We start from the raw sequence: 23638 nt of genomic DNA on the forward strand, positions 1-23638 counted from the left end.
AACGGCCGATGATAATACTTGCCACCCCCTATGAGTGACAAGTCTGTATTTGTTAAAATTCGTTCTTCCACGCACGTAAAGCGGTGAATACTGATAGAGGATCGGTCTGTTCGGTACGATTAGATACTGATTTGACTACACTTGGTTCGGTGTAGCGCAAGAAAGGGTTCACAAACTTCTCTTGTCTCAAATTTGTGGGGATGGTCGACTTATTTTGAGCACGCAGTCGGTTCACTTGGTCGCGATATTGCTGCAAATGTTGGTTATCAGGCTCAACCGCCAATGCGAAAGCGATATTGGCTGCAGTGTACTCATGTGCACAATACACTTCAGTTTCTTGAGGCAGCGTTGTGATCTTATTCAGCGCATCGAACATCTGTTGTGGTGTGCCTTCCATGATTCGGCCACAGCCTGCTGAGAACAATACATCACCACAAAATAGTTTGGCATCACCCACATAGCCAATATGACCAGCCGTGTGTCCACTGAGTCCTAACACGAGGAACACTTCATCAAACAGCTCTAACTGGTCACCATCATCAACAGGATGCGTTAATGTCGGGATAGGTTCATTTCGAGGGCCAACAACATCGACGCCGGGAAACTGTCTTACCAGCTCTGGAACGCCACCAATGTGATCGTGGTGGTGGTGTGTAATCAAGATTGCATCTAAAGTTAGCTCATGGTTCGCTAAGTACTCTAATACTGGAGCCGCATCACCAGGGTCGACGACAGCACAACGGCTATCGCTATTTTCAATCAGCCAGATGTAATTGTCGTTAAATGCAGGTATGCTTTTGATATGTAACATTATTGGTTCTCCAGTCACTTTCAGTGCGACAGAATAAGTGAGACAGATTATTGATGAAGCCAGCACGTAGCAGAAAGAAGTTTGAACATCCCTACACTTGGGCACAGTTGCACAATGGGGATTGGTTGAGAGAATCTATTCAAACTCGACTCGATGAGTGGTGCCCAAAGCTATTTGGTTACCATATGCTCAAGCTCGGCGGCCTAAGTAGTGAGATTTCTAGCTGCACATGCAACATTCAACATCAAGTAAACCTAGATATCCAGAACCCATTACATAATGTGATAGCGGATGGCTATAATTTGCCCTTTTTGGAGAAAAGTTTTGATGTTGTGGTGCTCAGTCATCAATTAGATTATAGCAATGACCCGCATCGATTATTGAGAGAAGTCGACCGAGTGATGATGGACGATGGCTATATCATCATCACTGGCTTCAATCCTTTCAGTGTGACTGGGCTGGCTAGTTTTATGCCTTGGCGAAAGAACAGCTTGCCTTGGAGCGGGCGCATGTACACGCCAAATCGAATTAAAGATTGGCTCGGTGTGCTTAATTATGAAGTGATTCATTGTGATACCTACGCGTTGTTTCCGATGAGTAAGTATCAAGCGATGTGGACGTGGTTGGAGAACGCTTTAGGTGGTTGTGCCTCTTTTGCTGGCAGCCAATACTTTATTGTTGCTCGTAAACGTACTTATCCGCTCAAACCTATCAAGCCGCATTGGCACCTTAAGCGACGATTCTCTCCTGTGGGAGCAAGTTTTAGAACCAACTCTCGTCGTTCAGTGCATTCCACAAAAGCACCATACCCGTTAAAAACAGAAAAAGCCGACTCGTAGTCGGCTTTTCATTTATCTGTCCGTTTAAGAAACTATAAATCTGCTTCGAAACGTACATCTCATTTCAAAAGGTGATTAGCTTGGCTGATAACCCGTGTCTTCTTGAGTTGGGTTCTCTGCGGCCGTTCTTGCTAAATCATCACACATTTCGTTTTCTCTGTGTCCGGCGTGTCCTTTAACCCATCGCCAGTCAACATTATGACGCGCTGTTTCTTTATCGAGCCTTTGCCACAAGTCGGCATTTTTAACCGGTTTTTTATCGGCAGTCTTCCAGTCACGTTTTTTCCAGTTGTGAATCCACTGTGTGATGCCTTGGCGCACGTATTGGCTATCCGTGGTCAGAATGACGGAGCAAGGCTCTTTGAGGGTTTGCAGAGCCACGACAGCGGCGAGCATTTCCATACGGTTATTGGTTGTTAGGGTAAAACCTTCCGCTAATGTCTTTTCGACTTTTTTGTAGCGAAGTACGATGCCATAGCCACCCGGGCCAGGGTTACCTAAACAAGAACCATCAGTGAAAATTTCAACTTGTTTCGTCATGATTTGATACTATTACCTCAAGCACATTATCGGCATAGTCTGACACAGTTATCCTTATGAATACCAGTAGCACTCCAGAACAAAGCACGAACGAAAAAAACAGTTCAAACGAAAATAAGCGCATCGTTGTACTCGATACCGAAACCACCGGTATGAATACAGAGGGTGGCCCTCACTATATGGGGCATCGCATCGTTGAGATTGGTGCGGTAGAGATCATCAACCGTAGGCTGACCGGGCGTCATTTCCACGTCTACATCAAGCCCGATCGTGCGATTCAAGAAGAGGCGATTGGCGTTCACGGTATTACCGATGAATTCTTGGTGGATAAGCCAGAATACCAAGACATACATAAAGAGTTTCTCGACTTTATCAAAGGCGCTGAGCTGGTGGCTCATAACGCGCCCTTCGATACGGGCTTTATGGACTATGAGTTTGAGAAGCTTAATCCTGCGATAGGTAAAACGGATGACTACTGTAAAGTTACCGATACCTTGGCAATGGCGAAGAAGATATTCCCGGGTAAAAGAAACAACCTAGATATCTTATGTGACCGTTACGGTATTGATAACTCGCACCGTACTCTCCACGGCGCATTGCTCGATGCGGAGATCCTAGCCGACGTCTACTTATTGATGACGGGTGGCCAAACTTCGCTGCAATTTAACGCTGGCCAACAAGAAGGCGAAGCCGAAAGCATACGAAGAGTAGAAAGTGGTCGAAAATCCCTAAAGGTTTTACGAGCTACGGCCGATGAAGTAGAAGCGCATCAAAATCGTTTAGACCTCGTCGAGAAAAGCGGAAGCTGCCTTTGGCGTCAGTAGGGAGAAAGTATGTTAAGGGTATTGGCTACCGGTTACTTATTGCTGTTAAGCTTTAGCTTACATGCGGCAACGGAATCCGTAATGAGTTTATTGGACAACCGTTTTCGCGTTGATCCCAGTATTGAACAAGTCACCTTTGTGATTTATCGAGCCGATAACTCTAAGCCAGTCGTTTTGGTTCGCCCTGACGGCAAGAAATACTACTCTTGGCGTAATGCTGATAATGTCCGTTGGTACGAAGAGTCGTCCATGGACATTATCTCTATCGACAAGCCGATGCCAGGCCCTTGGCAAGCGGTCGGTAAAGTTTCCCCTAAGAACAACATCAAGCTCCTGTCTCACCTTGTTTTGGATGCCAATGAGTTTCCAGACAAGTTGTATCAAACCGAACACATCAAATTTACCGCTCGTTTGACCTCTGACGGAAAGCCTCTTGTACTGCGTGATTTTCTCGATCGCGTGAAGCTCAAGGTGACGTTCACCAAGTTTGTCGAAAACGAAGAATCTTTAGTGAGAGAAGCGCGCCCAGTGCCTGTTGTTATGGGCGAGTTTGCTGACGACGGTGTGGATCTCGACGAGAAAGCGGGAGATGGCGTCTTTACTGTGTCACTGCCGATTGATATTGAGCCGGGAAAATACCGCGCGCGTATTACTTCTGGCAATGGCGTGTTCTTGCGAGCGCAGGAACAAGAGGTTTTAGTCTACCCAACACCGATTACCACTACTTTTATTCAGTCACGCAAAGAGGGGTTACCTCACACCATTGTTGTGTCTGGCGAACAAGGCATGATCGCACCGAGCTCCTTAGCGGTTCACGTTGAGCATAGAGCGCCTGATGATTATGTAACGTACAAGCAAGGCCAAGCTGACGTCGATGCAATGAAAGTACCTTTAGAGGTGCCTTACAATGGTGAGCTTGGGATCTATAACTGGTCTGGGATGGTTTATGCCACCGACGCTTCAAGTCAACGTCCGCTGATCTTTCCAATTACCGAGCAGTCGTACAGTGTTGTGGAAGATATCGACTTAGCAGAATCTCGACGCCTTCAAGAAGAAGCGCTTGCTGAACAGAAGCGCATTGCTACGGAATTAATGATTCTTCAAAAGCGTGAAGATGACAGACAGCGCAGCATGATCATTATCGGGGTGGGTAATGTGGTTGCCATTCTATTGGGCTTGCTGATTTGGTTTGTGGTTCGTAAAGTGACAGCTAAGAAAAGAGCTCAACCAGAGATGCAACTTAAGGCGCCAAAGTAACTCGCTTAGATGATTAGGTTGTCTAGAGAGGATAAGCCTCTAGAGGTATAGCATTAGAATTTGTGACAACGATGTCATGAACAAAAAAACGGGACTCAAAGGAGTCCCGTTTTCGTTTCTATTGCAAAATCTAGGCTACGTTATCAATTGATTGGCCTGGATATTGTGGCTTTGCTGCTAGTTCCTCTGGAGAGAAGTCATCAACATTAATCGTGTACAGTCTGTGTTGTTCTGCACTGATTAGAAGGTCAGCCTCTTCTTGCGTTAAGATGCCTTTCTCTAAGCCTTGTTCAGCAACAAGATCCAGTCTTAGGAAGGCGCGTTTTTGATGCGTCTCTTTGCAGACTTTGTCGAACAGAGGTTCAGCTTGAAGAATCACTTCTAGTGCTTTCTCAATCTTACCAACCGCGTTGTATTGAGTATCCGCTAAGTATTGGCCACGACCGATACGTGAACGCGTCTCGCTTGGTGTTTGTAGGATGTGTGCTACTTTGCTATCCAGCTTGTCATTTGGTGCGCGACGAATACGACCAAATGGCATTAATACAACACGTAACAGACGACCAACTACTGGATTAGGAAAGTTCGCCAAGAACTCATCAATCGCCACTTCAGTTTGACGTAAGCTATCTTGCATCCCCCAATGTACTAGCGGTAGATCTTCAGCGTGGCTGCCTTCGCTCTCAAAGCGTTTTAGCGTTGCAGAACCTAAGTACAATTGACTCAGGATGTCACCCAGTCTTGCTGATAGGCGTTCTCTGCGTTTCAGTGAACCGCCTAACACTGCCATTGAGATATCAGATAGTAGCGCTAGGTTAGCACTGTAACGGTTCAGTTGTTGGTAGTAACGTTGTGTCTGTTTGTCAGTTTTATTGGCTGGCGTTGGCGTATCTGAACCACGGCCATCGGTTAAACCAAACCACAAGCTGCGGACTAGGTTACTCATAGTAAAGCTAACGTGTCCTGCTAACGCTGAATCAAACTTATCCAGAGCATCACTGCTTTCAGAGTAAGCCGCTTCCATTTCATTAAGAACGTAAGGGTGACAACGAATTGCACCTTGACCATAGATGATCATCGAGCGAGTCAGGATGTTCGCACCTTCAACCGTAATCGCAATTGGAGAGCCTTGGTAGCCACGCGCTAAGAAGTTCGATGGACCCAAGCAAATACCTTTACCGCCTACGATATCCATCGCATCGATGATGCTGCGTTGACCACGGTGGGTACAGTGGTACTTAACGATGGCAGAGATAACCGAAGGCTTTTCACCAAGGTCGATACCCGCAACGGTGAGGTTACTTGCTGCATCCATTACGTAAGCATTACCTGCTAGGCGTGCTAGTGGTTCTTCGACCCCTTCCATACGACCGATAGGCTGTTTGAATTGACGACGAATACGAGCGTAAGCACCAGTAGCAAGCGCGGCTGTTTTGATACCGCCAGTAGAGTTTGAAGGCAGTGTGATACCACGACCCACCGACAGACATTCAACCAGCATTCTCCAACCTTGGCCTGCCATTTTCTGACCACCAATAATGAAATCAATAGGAACGAAAATATCGTCACCTTGAGTTGGACCATTTTGGAAAGGAACGTTAAGCGGGAAGTGGCGGTTACCAATCTCCACACCTTTCAAATCGGTTGGGATAAGGGCACATGTGATGCCAAGGTCTTGTTGGTCACCCAGTAAGCCGTCTGGGTCACGCAGTTTAAAGGCCAAGCCAAGTACGGTGGCAACTGGTGCAAGAGTGATGTAGCGCTTGTTCCAAGTTAGGCGCATCCCTAGAACTTCTTCACCTTGCCATTCGCCTTTACATACCACACCGTAGTCTGGGATAGAGCCAGCATCAGAGCCTGCCTCTGGGCTAGTTAGGGCAAAACAAGGGATCTCTTTACCTTCTGCCAAGCGTGGAAGGTAGTGGTTTCTTTGTTCTTCTGTACCGTAGTGTTGCAACAGCTCACCTGGGCCTAACGAGTTAGGTACACCAACCGTTGATGACAGCACGCTGGAAACGCCTGTTAGCTTCTGTAGAACCAGAGATTGAGCGTAAGCAGAGAATTCTAAACCACCGTATTTTTTCTTGATGATCATGGCGAAGAATTTATGGTCTTTCAGGTATTGCCATACTTCTGGCGGTAAATCTGCAAGCTCATGAGTGACTTGGTAATCATTGACCATTTCACACACTTCATTGACTGGACCATCTAAAAACGCTTGCTCCGCCTCAGAGAGTTTCGGGTCAGCAATGTTCTGCAGCTTCTTCCACTCTGGCTTGCCCTTGAACAGTTCTGCTTCCCACCATACTGTGCCAGCTTCTAGTGCTTCTTTTTCTGTCTGAGACATCGCCGGTAGAACTTTCTTAAATAAAGAGAGTGCTTTTTGACTGATTAAAGTTTGGCGAATAGTTGGAACTGCAAAGATCGCAACGGCTAACAAGTAGCATAGCCAACCGGTGACAGCCACGCCGCCAAACAGTGTTAATGCTACCATCGCGCCAGTTAATACGATTAACGCGCGTACCAGACTAACTCTGTGGTAAAGACAGACGCCTAAGATGGCTGTCATGCCGAGTAGGGAGAGCAATATGTTCATGATCGATTTCCTTTTCAGAGATCACTTATCGTTATGATTTTAGGTAAGAGGTCTAACCAGTTAAGTGTAAACAAAATATTAAATATTTGTAAAACTCTAAATTGGGTAAAAAGTGATCTTAATAGAGTTAAAATTCTAATTGTGAGAGGTCGGTGGTGAATAATTGGACGGTTCTGCAGTGAGATATTAATTAAGGTGGCAATCTTTGGGCTTAAGTGTCGACACTATTTCATGTTTGTGGGTAAACTCAGGTAAAAGAGGGAAAAACCCTCAGCTCTCATTTCACGTACCTTAAGTTGCGTAAAAAAATATAAGAGATAAGCCTTATGTACCAAGACCTAATCAAAAGTGAATTGAACGAAGCTGCTGACGTTCTTAACAAGTTCTTGAGTGATGATCACAACATTGCTCAAATTGAAGCGGCTGCAAAACTGATTGCTGACTCATTCAAACAAGAAGGCAAAGTGCTTTCTTGTGGTAACGGTGGCTCACACTGTGATGCGATGCACTTCGCGGAAGAGCTAACAGGCCGATACCGTGAAAATCGCCCGGGCTACGCGGGCATTGCGATTTCAGACCCTAGCCACTTATCTTGTGTGAGTAATGATTTTGGCTACGACCACGTATTTTCTCGTTATGTAGAAGCGGTAGGTCGTAAAGGCGATGTGTTGTTCGGTCTGTCGACTTCAGGTAACTCTGCCAATATTCTAAAAGCGATTGAAGCGGCTCAAGCGAAAGGCATGAAAACTATCGCATTGACGGGTAAAGATGGCGGTAAAATGGCGGGTTGTGCTGATATCGAAATCCGAGTACCACACTTTGGCTACGCAGATCGCATCCAAGAGATTCACATTAAGATCATCCATATTGTGATTCAACTTGTTGAAAAAGAGATGGAATAATAGTTATACAGACATTTGGAGCCCAGCTTGTGGCTCCATTGGTTTTAATAGGGAGTAGATTAAACCATGTGTGAATTGCTCGGTATGAGCGCGAATGTGCCAACTGATATTTGTTTTAGCTTTACTGGTCTTATGCAGCGTGGAGGCAATACTGGCCCGCATCGTGATGGCTGGGGTATTACCTTTTATGAGGGTAAGGGTTTTCGCACCTTTAAAGATCCGAATCCGAGCTGTGAATCTAAGATCGCTGAGTTGGTTCAAAACTACCCAATTAAAAGCCAAGCTGTTGTCAGTCATATCCGTCAAGCCAACCGCGGTGGTGTTAATCTAGAAAATACGCACCCTTTTACCCGTGAGCTTTGGGGGCGATATTGGACCTTTGCTCACAATGGTCAATTATCAGATTACGATGATCTGGTGAGTGGGCGTTTTAGACCTGTCGGCGAAACGGACAGTGAGCTCTCTTTTTGTTGGCTACTGAAACAATTAGAAGAACGTTTTCCTGAACCACCTCAAGACATGGAAGGTATGTTTCGTTTCGTGGCTGAGTGTTGTGACAAGCTGCGCGAGAAAGGCGTTTTCAACATGTTGTTGAGTGATGGTGAGTACGTTATGACTTACTGTACCAACCATTTGTACTGGATAACCAGACGCGCACCTTTTGGTAAAGCGAGCTTAATTGATGAAGATGTTGAGATTAACTTCCAAGAAGAGACCACGCCGAATGATGTGGTGACGGTCGTTGCAACTCAACCTCTTACGGATAATGAAGAGTGGTTTAGAATGAAGCCGGGCGAATACGCACTGTTTCATTTTGGTGAGCTGATTGGCAACAACCATAAAGCATTGGAAGACGTTGCTTATGCGCCGAAAAAGGTCGCGAGCCAAGCACCGACAGAGCCATTAAGCTAATACTATAAATCGTATTGCTTAAACCCGAACAAGCGAAAGGCCGCTCACTGCACTAATCAGTCAGTAAGCGGCCTTTTTGTTTTTAAGCAATTTGTCGCGTGAGAGTCGTTTGACGAATTACTCTTCTGCGTAACCGTGCTTACCTAATGTCTTACCGTCTAACACAGCCTGCCCATTTAGCATTGATAAACGGTCTTCCGCGAACCACTTGCAAACCATAGGATAAATGCAATGTTCTTGAGTCAGCACTCGGCTTGCCAACATATCAGCAGTATCATCTTCAAATACCGGTACCTTAGCTTGTAAGATCACAGGACCGCCATCGAGCTCCTCGGTAACAAAGTGGACGCTAGTACCGTGTTCTTTGTCTTGCGCATCAATGGCACGTTGGTGGGTGTGTAGGCCTGGGTATTTCGGTAACAGAGAAGGGTGGATGTTGACCATTTTCCCTGCATAGTGACGAACAAACTCTGAACTCAGGATTCGCATGTAGCCAGCGAGTACGATTAAATCTGGCTGGTAAGCATCGATCTGAACCATCAATTCATGGTCAAACTCTTCACGTGAATCAAAGTCTTTTGGATTCACGGAATGAGCGTCAACACCTGCGGTTTTCGCTCGCTCTAATCCAAAAGCCTCTGCTTTGTTTGAGAAGACAGCTTTAACTGACGCGTCAATCATATCGCTATCGCAGGCATCCAAGATTGCCTGTAAGTTGCTTCCGCTTCCTGAAACTAACACAACGATGTTTTTCTGAGAGAGACTGTTTTTATTTGAGTGATTGTTTTTCATAGAGTGGGTCATACGATTGAATAACTGGAGTTTATACCAATCACAGTAAGTAAGTGCTCATAAATAGCGCAGGGAAAAGGCTTGAGAACAAGGCAGAGATTTTAGATAAGTAGTTATCCTACAATCAAAATTTCTAACGACGTGATCGAGCGTTTTAACAAGCTAGGATGACCAGTTACTTACTACGATTGGTATCTATATTACCTACATAAACTAAGGTTTTCTGCGGGCTAAATAGCAAAATGAGGACCATTAGGTCCTCATTGATTGACTAAGTAAGCGAACGTATCACTTATTTGATTTCAACTTGCTCTTCACCAGCTTCAGCGTTTGCGATCTCACCGATAACCCAAGCGTTTTCGCCTTCAGCTTTCAGTAGTTCAACAGCAGCGTCTGCTTGATCTTTAGGTAGAGCAACAACTAGGCCAACACCACAGTTGAAAGTGCGGTACATTTCGAATGTCTCCACGTTACCTTTCTCTTGTAGCCAGCTGAAGATAGCAGGCCATTCCCAGCTCTTACCATCAATCACTGCTTTAGTACCTTCAGGAAGTACACGTGGGATGTTTTCCCAGAAACCACCACCAGTGATGTGCGAGATAGCATGAATGTCATGCTCAGCAATCATCTTAAGTGCTGATTTGATGTAAATCTTAGTTGGTTCTAGTAGGTGTTCACCGATAGTGCGACCTTCTAGTTCTTCATTCTTATCAGCACCAGACACTTCTAGAACTTTACGAATTAAAGAGTAACCGTTTGAGTGTGGACCACTTGAGCCAACAGCGATAAGTGCATCGCCTGCAGCTACTTTAGTACCGTCGATGATGTCAGCTTTTTCTACAACACCAACACAGAAGCCAGCTACGTCGTAGTCGTCGCCTTCGTACATGCCTGGCATTTCAGCCGTTTCACCGCCGATTAGTGCACAACCAGCTTGAACACAACCTTCAGCGATACCAGAAACAACGTCTGCTGCTGTATCTACATCTAGCTTACCTGTTGCGTAGTAGTCTAGGAAGAATAGCGGCTCACCACCTTGAACGATTAGGTCGTTCACACACATTGCCACTAGGTCGATACCAATGGTGTCGTGTTTTTTCAGATCCAAAGCAAGGCGAAGTTTAGTACCAACACCATCAGTACCTGAAACTAGTACTGGCTCTTTGTATTTCGTTGGAAGTTCACATAGGGCGCCAAAGCCACCAATACCGCCCATTACTTCAGGGCGACGAGTGCGTTTAACAGCACCTTTAATACGGTCTACTAGTGCATTACCTGCGTCGATATCAACACCAGCGTCTTTGTAGCTTAGAGAAGAAGTATTACCACTCACGGGATAGTCCTCGAACTTAAGTTGGATGTGAAAACGGCGCTATTCTAACAGGGCTTGATTACGAAGAGCAAACGTTTGCGCGGTTTTTTTTATTAGAATAAAGATTCTGAAATAACCACAAAGTTCGTGTATAATCTACAGGTTTGTTTAAATATTGCCGGAGTTGGAAATGAAAGTTGTTGAAGTGAAACACCCGCTAGTAAAACATAAAATTGGCCTGATGCGTGAAGGTGAGATTAGCACTAAGCGTTTTCGTGAGCTAGCGACAGAAGTGGGTAGCCTTCTAACATACGAAGCGACATCAGACTTTGAAACTGAGCGTGTAACTATTAACGGTTGGAACGGTCCAGTTGAAGTTGACCAAATTAAAGGTAAAAAAGTAACTGTAGTGCCAATCCTACGTGCTGGTCTAGGCATGATGGACGGCGTTCTTGAGCACATCCCAAGTGCACGTATCAGTGTTGTTGGTATCTACCGTGACGAAGAAACGCTTGAGCCAGTACCATACTTCAACAAGCTTGCATCTAACATCGACGAGCGTATTGCTCTAGTGGTAGACCCAATGCTTGCGACAGGTGGTTCTATGATCGCGACTATCGACCTGATGAAAGAGAAAGGTTGTAAGCACTTTAAGATTCTTGTGCTTGTTGCTGCTCCTGAAGGTATCGCTGCTCTAGAAAAAGCGCACCCAGACGTTGAGCTTTACACTGCTGCAATCGATGAAAAGCTAAACGACAAGGGCTACATTGTTCCTGGTCTTGGCGATGCTGGTGATAAGATCTTCGGTACTAAGTAATTCGGTTTCAGCTTAAGTGACTCTAAACCGTTTCTTAACTCGCTGAATTAGTCGTATTAATAAAAAGGGAGAGCATTTAATGCTCTCCTTTTTTGCTCTTGTCGGTTTGTGATTCTTTTGAATCTAGCCTTACCGAAGGATTAATCGATTTGAGCTTTGTCTACCACAGTGTTGTCACCTAGCTCTTCAGGAAGTACTAGGTTAAGTAGAATCGCCACGATACCGCACAAGCTTACGCCCTGTAGGCTGAAGTCACCGATACCAAAGGCCATGCCGCCAATACCAAAGACTAAAGTAATGCCCACAATCACAAGGTTACGTGATTTGTGCAGGTCAACGTTGTTCTTGATTAGCGTGTTAAGACCAACGGTTGCGATAGAGCCAAACAGCAGAATCATGATGCCGCCCATTACAGGAACCGGAATCGTTTGAAGTAGCGCGCCTAGCTTACCAACCAATGCAAGAACGATGGCTGTTACAGCAGCCCAAGTCATGATTACTGGGTTGAATGCTTTCGTCAGCATTACTGCGCCTGTTACTTCACTGTAAGTAGTGTTTGGCGGAGCGCCCAGCATAGAAGCTGCGATTGTCGCCACGCCGTCACCTGTGATAGTGCGGTGTAAGCCTGGCTTCTTAAGGTAGTCTTTGCCGGTTACGTTAGAGATCGCAAGCATGTCGCCAACGTGCTCAACGGCAGGTGCAATCGCAACAAATACCATGAAGAAGATAGCGTTAATGTTGAACTCAGGTGCTGTGAAGTTTGGCAGTGCCAACCAAGATGCTTGAGCCACTGGCGTGAAGTCTACCGCGCCGTATACCAAGCTGGTGATGTAACCCGCAACAATACCACCAAAGATAGGCAGTAGTTTTAGGAAGCCTTTTGAGAACACACTGATGACAATCGTTACTAGTAGTGAAATCGAAGAGATCCAAAGTGCTGCGTCTGCATCAACAAGCTGAACTGCACCATCGCCAGTCTTACCAAGCGCCATGTTTACCGCGACAGGCGCCAGACCTAAACCGATAACCATGATTACAGGGCCAACGACGACGGGTGGAAGTAGCTTATGAATGAAGCCAACGCCTCTGACTTTTATCAATGCCCCCATCAATACATACACAACACCTGCCGCCATAAGGCCACCCATGGTTGCGCCAACGCCCCATGTTTGAATACCAAACATGATAGGAGCGATGAATGCAAAAGAAGACGCTAAGAAGATTGGCACTGAACGGCGTGTAATAAGTTGGAATAAAAGGGTACCGATACCTGCGCCAAAGAGTGCAACGTTAGGATCAAGTCCTGTTAGTAGCGGCACGAGTACAAGCGCACCAAAAGCTACGAACAGCATTTGCGCACCTTGCAAAGCATTTTTCATGATATGTCCTTAAAAATGGTCGTTATATGAAAAGTGAAAAATAAAATTCGCGGGATTCTATCACTTAGCAATCGATTGCTACACCAGATAGATCAAATTTATTTATCTTAGTGATGTTTTATATCCATCTAAGCCCGGAAAATTCAGTTTATAAGTTAGCGATTTATCATGGCCAGGTGATATTTTGTGGTTATTAAACACAGTGGGCGCTATCGACCTTGCCCCTCAATCCATAGTTGCTTATCATCAAGGCACAAGCTTTGAATATTAGGATCAATATGCGCTACATAGCATTGTTGTTGATGGGACTATTAGCCTCTCCGAGTTATGCCTTAACTCAAGTAGATATCTTTAGTGCTGAAGTTGCGATTAACGCTGAAGACAAACAGCCAGAACAAGTGGCAAGAAATACAGGTATGGAGCAGGTATTGATACGTGCGACTGGCCAAACTGATGTCGCTTCAAATGAAACGATTCAAAAGGCGATGCGTAAGAGTGCGCAGTACATGTCTCAAATGAGTTTTGGCGAAAGCAATGACCAATCAACATTGCGTATGCGTTTTAACGGTGCTCAAATCCGTTCTCTATTAACTCAAGCGCAATTGCCGTATTGGCCTGATACTCGTTCAAACATCTTGGTTTGGCTTGTAGAGGAAGACAGCTACGACAAAAATATTGTGTGGGAGCACTCGAACTCACAACTGGCTGCAGGCTTACAAGCGAACGCAAAAGAGCGTGGCTTGCCTTTGACGCTGCCTGTTGGTGATTTTGATGATATTACGGGTATTGCGACTTCCGATTTATGGGGCAGCTTTGTCACGCCAATCAGTAAAGCGAGTCAACGCTATCCAGTTGATGCTGTATTGGTGATTAAGGCTCAACCTTCAGGCCTACGTTGGACTCTGTACGACCAAAAACCAAGTCAATTGACGAGCGCACCAACATCGCCAGTAAGTGGTTCTTTGTCGGGTAACAGCGCAACAACGTCTAAGAAGCTCGTCGACCAAATCAGTAACTACTACGCAGGCAAGAGTGCTGTGACGGTAGCAAGTGAATCATCAGAGTCGATTTTAACGCAGTTTATTAGCCTGAATAATGCTCAAGACTTCTTCCAGTTAGAGAACGCACTTAAGCGTCTAAACTCGGTTGCAAGCCTAGATATCCTTAAGATTCAAAACAACGAAGTGACTTTCCGTATCCACTTATTGTCGACTCAACAAGAGTTTGAACAAGAAGTTGAAAGCATCCGTCAAGTAGCGAAAGTTGAAGAGTCTTACATTGAACCTGAAGTTAGCCCTGAGTTTGAAACACAAGACAACACTATGTCTGTAGGTGATGATTCAACGAACACTGTGACAGGCGAGGAAACTGACTCAGGCGTGCAAGTGATTAAGGGTAACGAGGTATCTACAGATACTGAGCTAACAAGCTCTTCTGATGCTACGCTAGACGAATCTAACACGGAAGAGTTAACCATTACTGCGCCAGTGCATGCTAAGCCAAGTTTGGTCTACGAATGGGTTCGTTCGTAATTGTCTGCTGACATGACTGATTAAAATGAAACACTAAAAAAGCCCCGTAAGAGTAATCCTGCGGGGCTTTTTGTTTATCGAGTGTCAGTTCAAGAGTAACGAATCAATATTACTGCTCGAATTTCGCTTTCTCTTTCTTCTCTACTTCAGAAAGGCGCTTCAGCTTGATGCCTAACTCTTTGGCGCGAAAACGAGTAAACAAGATATTACCCGCAAAGCCTAATGTCGTCAGAAGCAGCTCTACAGCCGCTAGTAAGCGTTCACCACCGTCTATATACAAGATGGTTAAAGCGTGCAGGAAGTAGAGCATCAGGACGAAGTTCGCCCAAGCATGGGTATAAGGTTTACCCGCTAGAATGCCCGGTAATGGGAGTAATAGCGGTACCGCCCAAGCAATCGCAAGTGTGGTGTTACTCAGGTGCGGATGTGGGGAAAGTGTCATCTGCCACGCCACAACCCAACCTAATAGTAAAAAGTTGCCAGCTAAAGCAAGGTAGCGGAATAACTTTGTCTGGGGAGACATAGCCCTGTCAGCCATATACATCATTGAGAAATTCCCTTCTGGTTGATGGCGATGCGCGCTAAGCGTTTACCTAGATTCTGTGCCAGTTCAATCTCTTCTTTGCTCAATGAAGCGCTCTCTCCGGTACTGCTTGCACCGTAAGGTGTGCCGCCGGTTTGAGTGGTGTGCAACGCAGGCTCTGAGTAGGGGATACCTACGACTAACATGCCGTGGTGAAGAAGTGGCAACATCATGCTTTGTTGTGTTGTTTCTTGACCACCATGCAGTGATGAAGAAGAAGTAAATACACAAGCTGGTTTATCGATAAGATCGCCATTGATCCACAGTGATGTCGTGCTATCCCAAAAGTGCTTCATTGGCCCTGCCATGTTACCAAACCAAACCGGACTGCCTAACGCTAAACCATCGCAAGAGCGTAACTCTTGTAATGTTGCAATAGGGTCGGTTGGCTGGTGACGCGAATTGGGCTGCTCTTCTACCGTGTACACGTCGTTCACTGTTCTCAGCATAGCTTCACACTCAGGGATGGACTCCACCCCTCGTGCAATCTGTCTTGCTAAAGCTTGTGTGTTGCCGTGGCGACTGTAATAAAGAACAAGAATGTTAATGCTCATATTGGATTACAGAATCTCTAATACTTGCTCTGGTGGACGACCAATTTTTGCTTTGTTGTTCGCAACAACCACAGGGCGCTCGAACAGTTTTGGGTTGGTTGCCATTGCTGAGAAAAGATCTTCATCAGTGACTGATGCATCACCCAAGTTTGCTTCTTTGTAATCCGCTTCTTTGGTACGCATCATCTCGCGAACACTGTCAAAACCCAGTTGAGTGAAAAGCACTTTCAGTTGCTCAACAGTTAAAGGCGTATCTAGGTACTTGATAACTTCAGGCTGTACACCGTTTGTTTCAAGTAGTTCAAGCGTTTGACGGCTCTTTGAGCAACGTGGATTATGATAAATCACGACAGACATGGTTCTTCCTCATTATTATTTTTGATTTCGTTATTCAGTAGAAGCCATTCGAGTGGCTTCATTGTATTCGTTGAGCGTTCTTTTTTTGCTACGAGTCTTTGTTAATCAATCCTACTTATTGCAGTGACAAGAAACGTTCACGCTGAATCATCAGCTGATCAATTCGAGCATCGTAGCGGGCTTGCTTTAGACTACCGAGTTCTGCGATTTGGCTCGCCTGCGTGTAATACTGAATCGCTTTGTTCCAGTTCGCTTGCAGTGCCAAAATTTCTGCACGAGCGGCAAGATCTTCGTCGCTGTTCCCAAGGCTGGTGTTGGCTTTTGAAAGCAGGTGCCAACCGTTGGTGTCGTTCGGATTATCGTGCGTATAACGCTGCAATACGCGAACGGCTTCTGTAAGATCTTCTTTTTCGATTAAGGCATTCGCATAGTTAATGGTCAGAACCGGGTTGTTTGGCTGGCGAACCAGTGCAGATTTAAGTTCTTTAATCGCAATCTCAGGCTGCTTCTTTTCAATGTGAAGATCAGAAATAGCATCTAAATAAAACAGGTTGGTCGGATCGCTGTTGATAAGCTTGGTCAGAATCGGTTCTGCTTTGTCTAGCTTCTTAGAGTCGAGATAAACCAACGCTTGTCCGTATTCTAAAGATGGGACGATCTCTTTTGGTGCCTTTTTCAATTGACGTGAAAACCAGTCCAATGACGCATCATTATTGATGCCTGCATAGCGTGCCACGATGCGAGCTCTTGCTAGGTGGTAATCCAGAGATGGAGCCAACTTCAATGGTGGATAGCTGCGTGCACGAGCTCGTGAATCTGTAATACGATCTTCAGGCAATGGGTGAGTTAGCAACATTGGTGGTGGTGTGCTTGCATAGCGGTATTCGTCTGCCAAACGGCCGAAGAAACGTGGCATTGCATTCACATCAAAGCCAGCTTTTGCCAGCGTGTTGATACCAAAGCGGTCAGCTTCTTTCTCGTTGCTACGCGTATAGTTGATTTGGCTTTGCATGTTACCCGCAGTTGTTGCGGTTAAGGCTGCAATACCTGCTTCAGGGGCTGCAATCGCCAGTAATACTGAAGCCGCAAGTGCAGCGATAGTCGCAGGAGAACGACGAGCTTGGTCTTCCATACTACGTGCTAAGTGACGTTGGGTAACGTGCGCGATTTCGTGCGCTAATACAGACGCGAGTTCACTCTCAGATTGCGCGTGCAGGAATAAACCTGAGTGCAAAGCAACGTAACCACCAAAGAATGCGAAGGCGTTGATGTTGCGATCACGGATCATAAAGAACTGGAAAGGTGTCTTTACATCATTTGCGTTGGCTACAAGGCGATGGCCCAGCGTGTCTATATAAAGGTTTAGAACCGGGTCATTAACAATAGGCTGGCTGCTTCTGATGATGCGCATGTAGGCATCACCATAGATAAGTTCTTGGTCAATAGAGAGTGTGCCGCCAGCAGCGGTACCGATATCTGGTAGCTCCAAACTGTTGGTATTCGCCAACGTTGGGGTGCTTAATGTAGCTGCGATGCATAAGCAAGCAATTGAGCGAGCGCGTTTAAACATATTAGTCAGTAATACTCCGTTTCTTCTGACAGTAAGACAAGTGCGATGCAAATTGGTTCTTTATCTGATTTAACCTTTGCCAAGTGCGTGCGCTATCATGAAGGAAGATGAATGAATGATGGCGCGTTTTCAAAAACAGATTACAATACGACCCTTATAATAAGCATCGAGCTCAAGAATGACACCTAATATTCTAGATTTACGCCAAGAGCGCTGTCCAATGGCGCTATTATTAGCCAAGCGTCACAGTGTAAAGTTAGAAGTAGGGCAAACATTGTCAATTTATGTCTCTGACATCAGCTCGATGAAAGATATTGTTACGTTTTTATCTAAGCAAGCCTATGTCGTCGTCACTGAGGTTTGTTCTAATTACCACCATCTCCTCGTCACTAAAAAGGAATTGCAGTCAAATGCTTGAAATGGTCAATCGTTGGTATAAACGACGTTTCTCTGATCCCCATGCTGTCAGTTTGGTTGCCATCATTCTATTCGGCTTTATTACCATCTACTTCTTTGGTCACCTTATAGCACCATTATTGGTGGCTATCGTGTTGGCTTACTTGCTTGAGTGGCCTGTTACCCAACTTCAAAGACTCGGTGTTCCAAGAACCCCATCTGTGATGTTGGTGATCATGATGTTCTTTAGCGTGATGTTACTTGCGCTGTTTGGTCTAGTACCAACGATTTGGGAACAAGTAGGTAACCTTATCAATGATATTCCAAGCATGTATGGTGGCTTACAGAAGTTCATCGCAACCATTCCTGAGCGTTACCCTGAGCTAGCAAACCTGCAGATCGTTGAGTCGATTGTGTCTAACGCGAAAAACAAAGCACTAGGCTTTGGTGAAAGCGTTGTGAAAGGCTCTTTAGCTTCATTAGTGAGCTTGGCAACGTTAGCGGTTTACCTAATTCTTGTACCACTGCTTATCTTCTTCCTTTTGAAAGACAAAGAAGAGATGATCAGAATGGCAAGTGGTGTTCTGCCTAAGAACCGTCGTCTGGCGACCAAGGTTTGGGTTGAGATGAACCAACAAATCTCGAACTACATTCGAGGAAAAGTGTTAGAAATTCTAATCGTTGGTGGTGTGAGCTACGTGACCTTTGCGATTTTGGATTTGCGTTATTCTGCACTATTGGCTGTCGCGGTGGGTTTCTCGGTTCTAATTCCGTATATCGGTGCTGCGGCCGTGACGGTTCCAGTGGCGATTGTAGGCCTGTTCCAATGGGGACTAGAGCCTCAGTTCTATTGGCTATTAGTTGCTTACGGCATCATTCAAGCTCTAGACGGCAACGTGTTAGTGCCGGTTCTGTTCTCAGAAGCTGTGAACCTGCACCCAGTCGCGATTATTGTTGCAGTATTGGTATTTGGCGGTCTGTGGGGATTCTGGGGCGTGTTCTTTGCTATCCCACTGGCAACGCTAGTGAAAGCGGTTTGGAATGCCTTACCGAGTCATGCATTAGACGATGACCCTGAGCACTCGCACTAATTAGTGTTTTCGTTTAAGCATTAACGAATACCCATTATCAAGAAGGCCGAATCTCAGTGAGATTCGGCCTTTTTAATTTGGGTGTTGCTGAGGTTTATTCAGTTAAAAAGCTTTCTTTAACTTAGTGCTTCAACCAGAATCGACGATTAAGCTTCTTGATTGAAGTAATCGAGAACCACTTCGTGGTGAGTCTTAGTTTTGAACTTGTTGAAGACGTGTTCAATCTGACCTTCTTCATCAATTAGGAAGCTAATACGGTGTAGACCATCGTATACCTTGCCCATGAATTTCTTCTCACCCCAAACGCCAAACTGCTCAGCAACGCTGTGGTCTTCGTCAGACAGCAGTGTGAAGTTTAGAGATTTCTTCGCAATGAAGTTTGGTAGGCGTTTTACTGGGTCAACACTCACACCTAAAACAACCACATTCAGGTCATCAAGCTGTGCTTTGATATCACGCAGGCCTTCTGCTTGCACAATACAACCTGGAGTCATTGCTTTTGGGTAGAAGTAGAAAAGTACTTTTTTACCTTTGAAGTCACCAAGAGATACGATATTGCCATCTTGATCTGGAAGAGAAAAAGCAGGTGCTGGAACACCAGCCGTTAGCGTATTCATGACATTTCCTTTTTAAAGACTGTTTTTGATAAAGTTGAGCGAGCCTTGGACTGATAGGCTCTGACACAGCGAATTGAATTCTTCTTGTAGCTGCATCAAATTACATTCTGATTGCACAGAAGCGGTAATAGAGATATGGAATTGGTCGTTATCGAGCTGAACCTTGGACTTATTGATGGTTTGCGCGCTAAGCGAATCGAGGCCGATGTTTCGGTCTGCGAAGAACTGAGTGAACTGCTCGGTTAGGCCGAGTTTGTCGTCTGACTCAACGAAAACTTCTAGCGTGTAGGAGTTCTCAATAACATCATGAGGCGAGGTTCGCTTCATAATCGTAATCAAGTCGTGCTCTTGGCCAAGCAAGGGCAGGGTGGTTTCAACGCGGGTAATGTTATTTGCCTTTCCAGACAGTAGCATGATAAGCGTAAATTCTTCGCCAAACAGAGCGATACGGCTATCAATAATGTTACAGCCTGATTGGGTGACTAAATGAACCACTTGGTTGCATACACCTGGGCGATCAGTGCCCACAGCTGTGATTACTAGATGTTGAGTCATAAAATCACGTCTCTATATATTCCATTGATGCTTGCATGTTAGCACAGTTAGCCTGAGGAATAAGCGTATGGACGGGGCTTTTTATGAGGCACCTTGCGTCTAGTTGGTAACAAATGATAGGAATATCGAGAGCGTTAAAAACAGAGATAGCAAAGTGAGGCGACAGCTTACTTGTTACTGACATCCGGTGATGCGCTATCCGCTAGATTGAGCGCAGGTTACCCAAATTACAGGTATAACGCCGTTAGAAGTCGTTTTACCTCAAACATACGACAATATTTACTGCAGATGTTGCCGCTAAGCCACTTTAATGTCTTGTGTTTATTGATGGGCTTACAGTAACATGCAAAAAGAATAAATTAAGGGAGATAGACATGTTTTCAGGAAGTATCGTTGCGCTAGTTACGCCATTTAACGCAGATGGCGAAGTGGATTTCGACAGCCTTAAAAAGTTGGTTGATCACCATGTTGCTGCAGGTAGTGATGGTCTGGTTGCGGTTGGCACAACAGGTGAGTCTTCAACACTCACAATTGAAGAGCATGTCAAAGTCGTCAATAAGATCGTTGAATTTGCTGATGGTCGTATTCCTGTTATCGCTGGTACGGGTGCAAACGCAACTCACGAGTCTGTGCTATTCAGCCGTTTACTTAATGGTTCTGGCATTGCTGGTTGCCTGAGCGTAACGCCTTACTACAACAAACCGACTCAAGAAGGTTTGTACCAACACTACAAAGCAATTGCTGAAGTAAGTGACGTTCCTCAAATCCTATACAATGTACCGGGTCGTACCGCTGTCGACTTGTTACCAGAGACAGTTGCTCGCCTTGCTGAGATCGAAAACATCGTTGCACTTAAAGATGCGACGGGTGATCTCGACAGAATTGCAATTCACCGTGAACTTTGTGGCGAAGACTTTATCTTACTAAGTGGTGATGACTTAACAGGTCTAGAATTTGTTAAGCGTGGTGGCGATGGCGTGATCTCTGTAACTAACAACGTTGCAGCCGCTGATATGGCAACCATGTTCAAACTAGCGAAAGAAGGTAAGTTTGAAGAAGCAGAAGCGATCAATGAGCGTTTGATGCCTCTACATAAGAATTTGTTCGTTGAGTCTAACCCTATTCCCGTAAAATGGGCGGTTCATAAAATGGGTCTGATTGCTGAAGGTGGCTTACGTCTACCGCTGACTGAACTGTCAGAACCAGCTCAACCTGTTGTTGCTCAAGCAATGACTGAAGCGTGCATTTACTAAAACGTATGAAGTGATGCCGAAGCGAACCTTCGGCATTTAGGAGTATAAATGAAGTATTCTCACCAGCTAGTGATTGGGTCACTGGCTGTTTTCGTTCTTACAGCATGTTCTGGTAGCCCGACTCAACGTCGCCAAGCCAAAGATGATTTCGAATACTTAGAAACACCTGAGTTTTCACAATGGCAGTTGCCTGAAGATGCTCAGCCTCAGTTCTACCCAAATTTTGACATCCCAAGCGGTGAATTCAGTGGTGGTACAGGTCGTGAAGTGGATATTCGTCCACCGCAACAAGTGCTTGAGCTGATCCCTGGAGCTCGTGCTGAGCGTCAAAATGGTGAAGTGACACTATGGCTTCTTCGTGCTGAAGAGGCAGACCGTGTATGGCAAACCGCTGTAGACATGCTAACTCAGCGTGGCATCGGCATTCGTGAGCAATCAGAGAATGAGATTGAGACTGATTGGGTAACTTGGGTTTCTGAAGATGAAGATGTAGAGATTGGCAGCCGCTACTCTATCTCTCGTTTCCAAGCGAATAACCGCCACGGCTTCAAGATTAACCTGATTGATTGGCGTGAAGGCTCTGAAGTGAAGCCGGTAACAGCTACTAATAAAGAGCGTTATAACGCGTTCCTAACTAACTTAGTAATGGCTAAGTACGATGAAAACCTTCGTGCTGAAGCGGCGCTGAAAGCGCAAGAGTTGGTGAAGCGTATTCCAATTTCAATGGGTGCTGACCGTAGTGGTTTCCCTGTGATTATTGCTCGAACACCATACAATGTATTCTGGCAGCGTCTGCCAAGCTTGTTGCCAGCTATGGGCTTTGAGCTTGAAGAGCGTAACCAGTCTCAAGGTACAGTGAAAGCTAAGTACGCCGCGCCAGATGATGAGTTCTGGGAAGAAATTGGCCTACAGCCTATCGATTTAGCGCCAGGCACTTACAACTTCCTATTTGGTGACCTTGGCAACCGTACGTCGATTAACGTAACGGATGCATCGGGTAAACCAGTAGAAGAAGAGCTACTTAAGTCAATGGTTCCGGTACTCGCGCATATCGCTGACCAAACCAAAGATGACAAAGAAGCGAAAGCTGAGTAGTCGAACTTAAGCCGTTTCAGAGCTGAGTAAAACCAGCTCTGTGATGAGCTAAAGCCAATAAAAAAGAGGACACACTGTGTCCTCTTTTTTTGTATTCGTTTTCAGCAGTCTATTGGTTAAGTCGGCGAGTTTACCAAAGTAAAAAGGCTAAACGTCTTTGCTGTCTTTAGACTCTTCTTTTTGAGCTTTCTCTTGATTCTGTTTATCCAAGCGATTGAGCTTATCTAAGTCTCGCTCTGTTTTACCACGACCAGTCAGATCCATATTGGCGGTCTGTTTAAGAGCTGCGATGTTACCCACCACAACGCTAACCACGATGATGATGATAACCCAAGGGTTTGTAAGCCACTCCAACATAAGCGCTCCTAATGACTGATATTCGCTACGAAGCGGGCGTAGATCTCGTCTAGCTGCTCCATAATAATCTCATACCCTAATATTGGCTTAGATTGGAGTTGCTTGCCAAGTAAAGTGGGAGATAACTGTGATAAACACGACTCCGAAACGTTACGATGGCTAATATGCCAAGGTTCTATCGCTACACCACCCAAATCTTGGCTGTAAGGAAAGAAGAACCCAAATTGCGCAGCATGAGCCGATAGCCATTGGTAAAACGCTTGCTGGTGGCCAGTAAAGTATTCCCATGGTTCTAATTGCAGCTGTATGCCTTCAGGTAAGTGGTTACGAGCAAAAACATCGAAGTCACAACCCCAATGATGACGACTCGCACCGGGAAGAGCAGACCATCTCAGAATAGCCGATAACTTTTGATGTTCAGTCAGTGTTGATTGATCAAGAGGTTGGCTTTCTGAATCTAATATCGGTGCTTCGCCAGAAAACTTACGGTTCCAAATCAGAGATTGCCTTTCATAGTCGCGAAAGCCACTGGCAATCTCCATTTTAAAACCAGCGAGTTGAGCAGCTTCAATCAAATTACTCAGGTCATTCTTAACCTCACTGTGGACCAAGAAGGTCTTGGTGCCGATCAGGCTAGGCTCTAGGTGAGAATCTGATTGTCCGGTAAGCTGCTCTGGTGTCATAACGAGTCTCTCAA

General features: G+C 45.4%; 25 protein-coding genes. 11 read left to right on the plus strand and 14 right to left on the minus strand.

Annotated elements, in window-relative coordinates:
• Positions 1–52: 52 nt before the first annotated feature.
• On the minus strand, positions 53–811 hold the full coding sequence (gloB, locus tag L1D37_RS18350; RefSeq protein WP_239848726.1) for a hydroxyacylglutathione hydrolase: 759 nt from the start codon (positions 809–811) through the stop codon (positions 53–55).
• A gap of 53 nt (positions 812–864) precedes the next feature.
• Here gloB and L1D37_RS18355 point away from each other — a divergent pair, with 53 nt between their 5' ends.
• Positions 865–1650 carry a class I SAM-dependent methyltransferase gene (locus tag L1D37_RS18355; RefSeq protein ID WP_239848727.1) on the plus strand — a complete coding sequence of 262 codons (786 nt, stop codon included), beginning with the start codon at positions 865–867 and terminating at the stop codon, positions 1648–1650.
• 75 nt (positions 1651–1725) lie between these two features.
• Here L1D37_RS18355 and rnhA read toward each other — a convergent pair whose 3' ends face one another.
• Positions 1726–2190 carry a ribonuclease HI gene (gene rnhA / locus L1D37_RS18360; protein WP_239848729.1) on the minus strand — a complete coding sequence of 155 codons (465 nt, stop codon included), beginning with the start codon at positions 2188–2190 and terminating at the stop codon, positions 1726–1728.
• A 56-nt stretch (positions 2191–2246) separates the two neighbouring features.
• Between rnhA and dnaQ the strand changes: the two genes are divergently transcribed.
• Positions 2247–3014 carry a DNA polymerase III subunit epsilon gene (gene dnaQ, locus L1D37_RS18365; RefSeq protein WP_161687277.1) on the plus strand — a complete coding sequence of 256 codons (768 nt, stop codon included), beginning with the start codon at positions 2247–2249 and terminating at the stop codon, positions 3012–3014.
• Between the two features lie 9 nt (positions 3015–3023).
• Positions 3024–4271 (plus strand): TIGR03503 family protein, encoded by a 1248-nt coding sequence (locus L1D37_RS18370; protein ID WP_239848730.1) that lies wholly within the window; start codon positions 3024–3026, stop codon positions 4269–4271.
• 130 nt (positions 4272–4401) lie between these two features.
• Here the strand turns inward: L1D37_RS18370 and fadE are convergent, their stop codons facing one another.
• A complete protein-coding gene (gene fadE / locus L1D37_RS18375; protein WP_239848731.1) occupies positions 4402–6867 on the minus strand; it encodes an acyl-CoA dehydrogenase FadE in 2466 nt (821 codons plus the stop codon).
• A gap of 326 nt (positions 6868–7193) precedes the next feature.
• Here fadE and lpcA point away from each other — a divergent pair, with 326 nt between their 5' ends.
• Positions 7194–7769: a D-sedoheptulose 7-phosphate isomerase gene (lpcA, locus tag L1D37_RS18380; protein ID WP_017063379.1), complete on the plus strand. Its 576-nt coding sequence runs from the start codon at positions 7194–7196 to the stop codon at positions 7767–7769.
• 66 nt (positions 7770–7835) lie between these two features.
• A complete protein-coding gene (locus L1D37_RS18385; protein ID WP_239848732.1) occupies positions 7836–8681 on the plus strand; it encodes a class II glutamine amidotransferase in 846 nt (281 codons plus the stop codon).
• Between the two features lie 117 nt (positions 8682–8798).
• Here the strand turns inward: L1D37_RS18385 and purN are convergent, their stop codons facing one another.
• Both purN and purM read right to left on the minus strand, forming a co-directional pair.
• Positions 8799–9473 carry a phosphoribosylglycinamide formyltransferase gene (purN, locus tag L1D37_RS18390; RefSeq protein WP_239848733.1) on the minus strand — a complete coding sequence of 225 codons (675 nt, stop codon included), beginning with the start codon at positions 9471–9473 and terminating at the stop codon, positions 8799–8801.
• A gap of 292 nt (positions 9474–9765) precedes the next feature.
• Entirely contained in the window at positions 9766–10806 is a 1041-nt protein-coding gene (gene purM, locus L1D37_RS18395) for a phosphoribosylformylglycinamidine cyclo-ligase (RefSeq protein ID WP_017088931.1), read from the minus strand.
• 169 nt (positions 10807–10975) lie between these two features.
• Here purM and upp point away from each other — a divergent pair, with 169 nt between their 5' ends.
• Positions 10976–11602: a uracil phosphoribosyltransferase gene (upp, locus tag L1D37_RS18400; RefSeq protein WP_017060716.1), complete on the plus strand. Its 627-nt coding sequence runs from the start codon at positions 10976–10978 to the stop codon at positions 11600–11602.
• 140 nt (positions 11603–11742) lie between these two features.
• Here the strand turns inward: upp and L1D37_RS18405 are convergent, their stop codons facing one another.
• The gene (locus L1D37_RS18405) at positions 11743–12981 is read right to left on the minus strand and encodes a uracil-xanthine permease family protein (protein WP_065583985.1); all 1239 of its coding nucleotides are present in this window, start codon (positions 12979–12981) and stop codon (positions 11743–11745) included.
• Between the two features lie 278 nt (positions 12982–13259).
• Between L1D37_RS18405 and L1D37_RS18410 the strand changes: the two genes are divergently transcribed.
• Entirely contained in the window at positions 13260–14513 is a 1254-nt protein-coding gene (locus tag L1D37_RS18410; protein ID WP_239848734.1) for a DUF2066 domain-containing protein, read from the plus strand.
• Positions 14514–14622: 109 nt separating this feature from the next.
• Here the strand turns inward: L1D37_RS18410 and L1D37_RS18415 are convergent, their stop codons facing one another.
• From L1D37_RS18415 to L1D37_RS18430, 4 genes are all read right to left on the minus strand, one after another.
• The gene (locus L1D37_RS18415) at positions 14623–15060 is read right to left on the minus strand and encodes a DUF2069 domain-containing protein (protein WP_239848735.1); all 438 of its coding nucleotides are present in this window, start codon (positions 15058–15060) and stop codon (positions 14623–14625) included.
• Positions 15057–15650, minus strand: a complete 594-nt coding sequence (gene wrbA / locus L1D37_RS18420) for an NAD(P)H:quinone oxidoreductase (RefSeq protein WP_239848736.1) — start codon at positions 15648–15650, stop codon at positions 15057–15059. The genes L1D37_RS18415 and wrbA overlap by 4 nt, the downstream gene beginning before the upstream one ends.
• Before the next feature lie 6 nt (positions 15651–15656).
• Positions 15657–16007 carry an arsenate reductase (glutaredoxin) gene (arsC, locus tag L1D37_RS18425; RefSeq protein ID WP_017629430.1) on the minus strand — a complete coding sequence of 117 codons (351 nt, stop codon included), beginning with the start codon at positions 16005–16007 and terminating at the stop codon, positions 15657–15659.
• 115 nt (positions 16008–16122) lie between these two features.
• Complete coding sequence (locus L1D37_RS18430; protein WP_017629429.1) at positions 16123–17577, minus strand: M48 family metallopeptidase; 1455 nt, start codon at positions 17575–17577, stop codon at positions 16123–16125.
• 178 nt (positions 17578–17755) lie between these two features.
• Between L1D37_RS18430 and L1D37_RS18435 the strand changes: the two genes are divergently transcribed.
• Both L1D37_RS18435 and L1D37_RS18440 read left to right on the plus strand, forming a co-directional pair.
• Positions 17756–17995 (plus strand): sulfurtransferase TusA family protein, encoded by a 240-nt coding sequence (locus L1D37_RS18435; RefSeq protein ID WP_017629428.1) that lies wholly within the window; start codon positions 17756–17758, stop codon positions 17993–17995.
• Positions 17988–19064, plus strand: a complete 1077-nt coding sequence (locus L1D37_RS18440; protein ID WP_017629427.1) for an AI-2E family transporter — start codon at positions 17988–17990, stop codon at positions 19062–19064. Before L1D37_RS18435 ends, L1D37_RS18440 begins: the two co-directional genes overlap by 8 nt.
• A 146-nt stretch (positions 19065–19210) precedes the next feature.
• Here the strand turns inward: L1D37_RS18440 and bcp are convergent, their stop codons facing one another.
• Complete coding sequence (gene bcp / locus L1D37_RS18445) at positions 19211–19681, minus strand: thioredoxin-dependent thiol peroxidase (protein WP_239848737.1); 471 nt, start codon at positions 19679–19681, stop codon at positions 19211–19213.
• Positions 19682–19693: 12 nt separating this feature from the next.
• A complete protein-coding gene (locus L1D37_RS18450) occupies positions 19694–20236 on the minus strand; it encodes a glycine cleavage system protein R (RefSeq protein ID WP_017632494.1) in 543 nt (180 codons plus the stop codon).
• A 374-nt stretch (positions 20237–20610) separates the two neighbouring features.
• On the opposite strand from L1D37_RS18450, the gene dapA reads away from it, so the two are divergent.
• Entirely contained in the window at positions 20611–21489 is an 879-nt protein-coding gene (gene dapA, locus L1D37_RS18455) for a 4-hydroxy-tetrahydrodipicolinate synthase (protein ID WP_017632493.1), read from the plus strand.
• Positions 21490–21537: 48 nt separating this feature from the next.
• Positions 21538–22584 (plus strand): outer membrane protein assembly factor BamC, encoded by a 1047-nt coding sequence (gene bamC, locus L1D37_RS18460; protein ID WP_239848738.1) that lies wholly within the window; start codon positions 21538–21540, stop codon positions 22582–22584.
• A 147-nt stretch (positions 22585–22731) separates the two neighbouring features.
• Here bamC and L1D37_RS18465 read toward each other — a convergent pair whose 3' ends face one another.
• Both L1D37_RS18465 and L1D37_RS18470 read right to left on the minus strand, forming a co-directional pair.
• The gene (locus tag L1D37_RS18465; RefSeq protein ID WP_132941891.1) at positions 22732–22941 is read right to left on the minus strand and encodes a DUF2897 family protein; all 210 of its coding nucleotides are present in this window, start codon (positions 22939–22941) and stop codon (positions 22732–22734) included.
• A gap of 8 nt (positions 22942–22949) precedes the next feature.
• On the minus strand, positions 22950–23624 hold the full coding sequence (locus tag L1D37_RS18470) for a M15 family metallopeptidase (protein WP_239848739.1): 675 nt from the start codon (positions 23622–23624) through the stop codon (positions 22950–22952).
• Positions 23625–23638: the final 14 nt, after the last annotated feature.

This window comes from Vibrio sp. Isolate33 (genome assembly GCF_022397895.1).
GTDB classification, from domain to species: Bacteria; Pseudomonadota; Gammaproteobacteria; order Enterobacterales; family Vibrionaceae; genus Vibrio; species Vibrio pomeroyi.

Coding starts and splice junctions, on each gene's coding strand:
- gloB (WP_239848726.1), bottom strand. CDS start 811: ATGTTACATATCAAAAGCATACCTGCATTTAACGACAATTACATCTGG.
- L1D37_RS18355 (WP_239848727.1), top strand. CDS start 865: ATGAAGCCAGCACGTAGCAGAAAGAAGTTTGAACATCCCTACACTTGG.
- rnhA (WP_239848729.1), bottom strand. CDS start 2,190: ATGACGAAACAAGTTGAAATTTTCACTGATGGTTCTTGTTTAGGTAAC.
- dnaQ (WP_161687277.1), top strand. CDS start 2,247: ATGAATACCAGTAGCACTCCAGAACAAAGCACGAACGAAAAAAACAGT.
- L1D37_RS18370 (WP_239848730.1), top strand. CDS start 3,024: ATGTTAAGGGTATTGGCTACCGGTTACTTATTGCTGTTAAGCTTTAGC.
- fadE (WP_239848731.1), bottom strand. CDS start 6,867: ATGAACATATTGCTCTCCCTACTCGGCATGACAGCCATCTTAGGCGTC.
- lpcA (WP_017063379.1), top strand. CDS start 7,194: ATGTACCAAGACCTAATCAAAAGTGAATTGAACGAAGCTGCTGACGTT.
- L1D37_RS18385 (WP_239848732.1), top strand. CDS start 7,836: ATGTGTGAATTGCTCGGTATGAGCGCGAATGTGCCAACTGATATTTGT.
- purN (WP_239848733.1), bottom strand. CDS start 9,473: ATGAAAAACAATCACTCAAATAAAAACAGTCTCTCTCAGAAAAACATC.
- upp (WP_017060716.1), top strand. CDS start 10,976: ATGAAAGTTGTTGAAGTGAAACACCCGCTAGTAAAACATAAAATTGGC.
- L1D37_RS18405 (WP_065583985.1), bottom strand. CDS start 12,981: ATGAAAAATGCTTTGCAAGGTGCGCAAATGCTGTTCGTAGCTTTTGGT.
- L1D37_RS18410 (WP_239848734.1), top strand. CDS start 13,260: ATGCGCTACATAGCATTGTTGTTGATGGGACTATTAGCCTCTCCGAGT.
- L1D37_RS18415 (WP_239848735.1), bottom strand. CDS start 15,060: ATGATGTATATGGCTGACAGGGCTATGTCTCCCCAGACAAAGTTATTC.
- wrbA (WP_239848736.1), bottom strand. CDS start 15,650: ATGAGCATTAACATTCTTGTTCTTTATTACAGTCGCCACGGCAACACA.
- arsC (WP_017629430.1), bottom strand. CDS start 16,007: ATGTCTGTCGTGATTTATCATAATCCACGTTGCTCAAAGAGCCGTCAA.
- L1D37_RS18430 (WP_017629429.1), bottom strand. CDS start 17,577: ATGTTTAAACGCGCTCGCTCAATTGCTTGCTTATGCATCGCAGCTACA.
- L1D37_RS18435 (WP_017629428.1), top strand. CDS start 17,756: ATGACACCTAATATTCTAGATTTACGCCAAGAGCGCTGTCCAATGGCG.
- L1D37_RS18440 (WP_017629427.1), top strand. CDS start 17,988: ATGCTTGAAATGGTCAATCGTTGGTATAAACGACGTTTCTCTGATCCC.
- bcp (WP_239848737.1), bottom strand. CDS start 19,681: ATGAATACGCTAACGGCTGGTGTTCCAGCACCTGCTTTTTCTCTTCCA.
- L1D37_RS18450 (WP_017632494.1), bottom strand. CDS start 20,236: ATGACTCAACATCTAGTAATCACAGCTGTGGGCACTGATCGCCCAGGT.
- dapA (WP_017632493.1), top strand. CDS start 20,611: ATGTTTTCAGGAAGTATCGTTGCGCTAGTTACGCCATTTAACGCAGAT.
- bamC (WP_239848738.1), top strand. CDS start 21,538: ATGAAGTATTCTCACCAGCTAGTGATTGGGTCACTGGCTGTTTTCGTT.
- L1D37_RS18465 (WP_132941891.1), bottom strand. CDS start 22,941: ATGTTGGAGTGGCTTACAAACCCTTGGGTTATCATCATCATCGTGGTT.
- L1D37_RS18470 (WP_239848739.1), bottom strand. CDS start 23,624: ATGACACCAGAGCAGCTTACCGGACAATCAGATTCTCACCTAGAGCCT.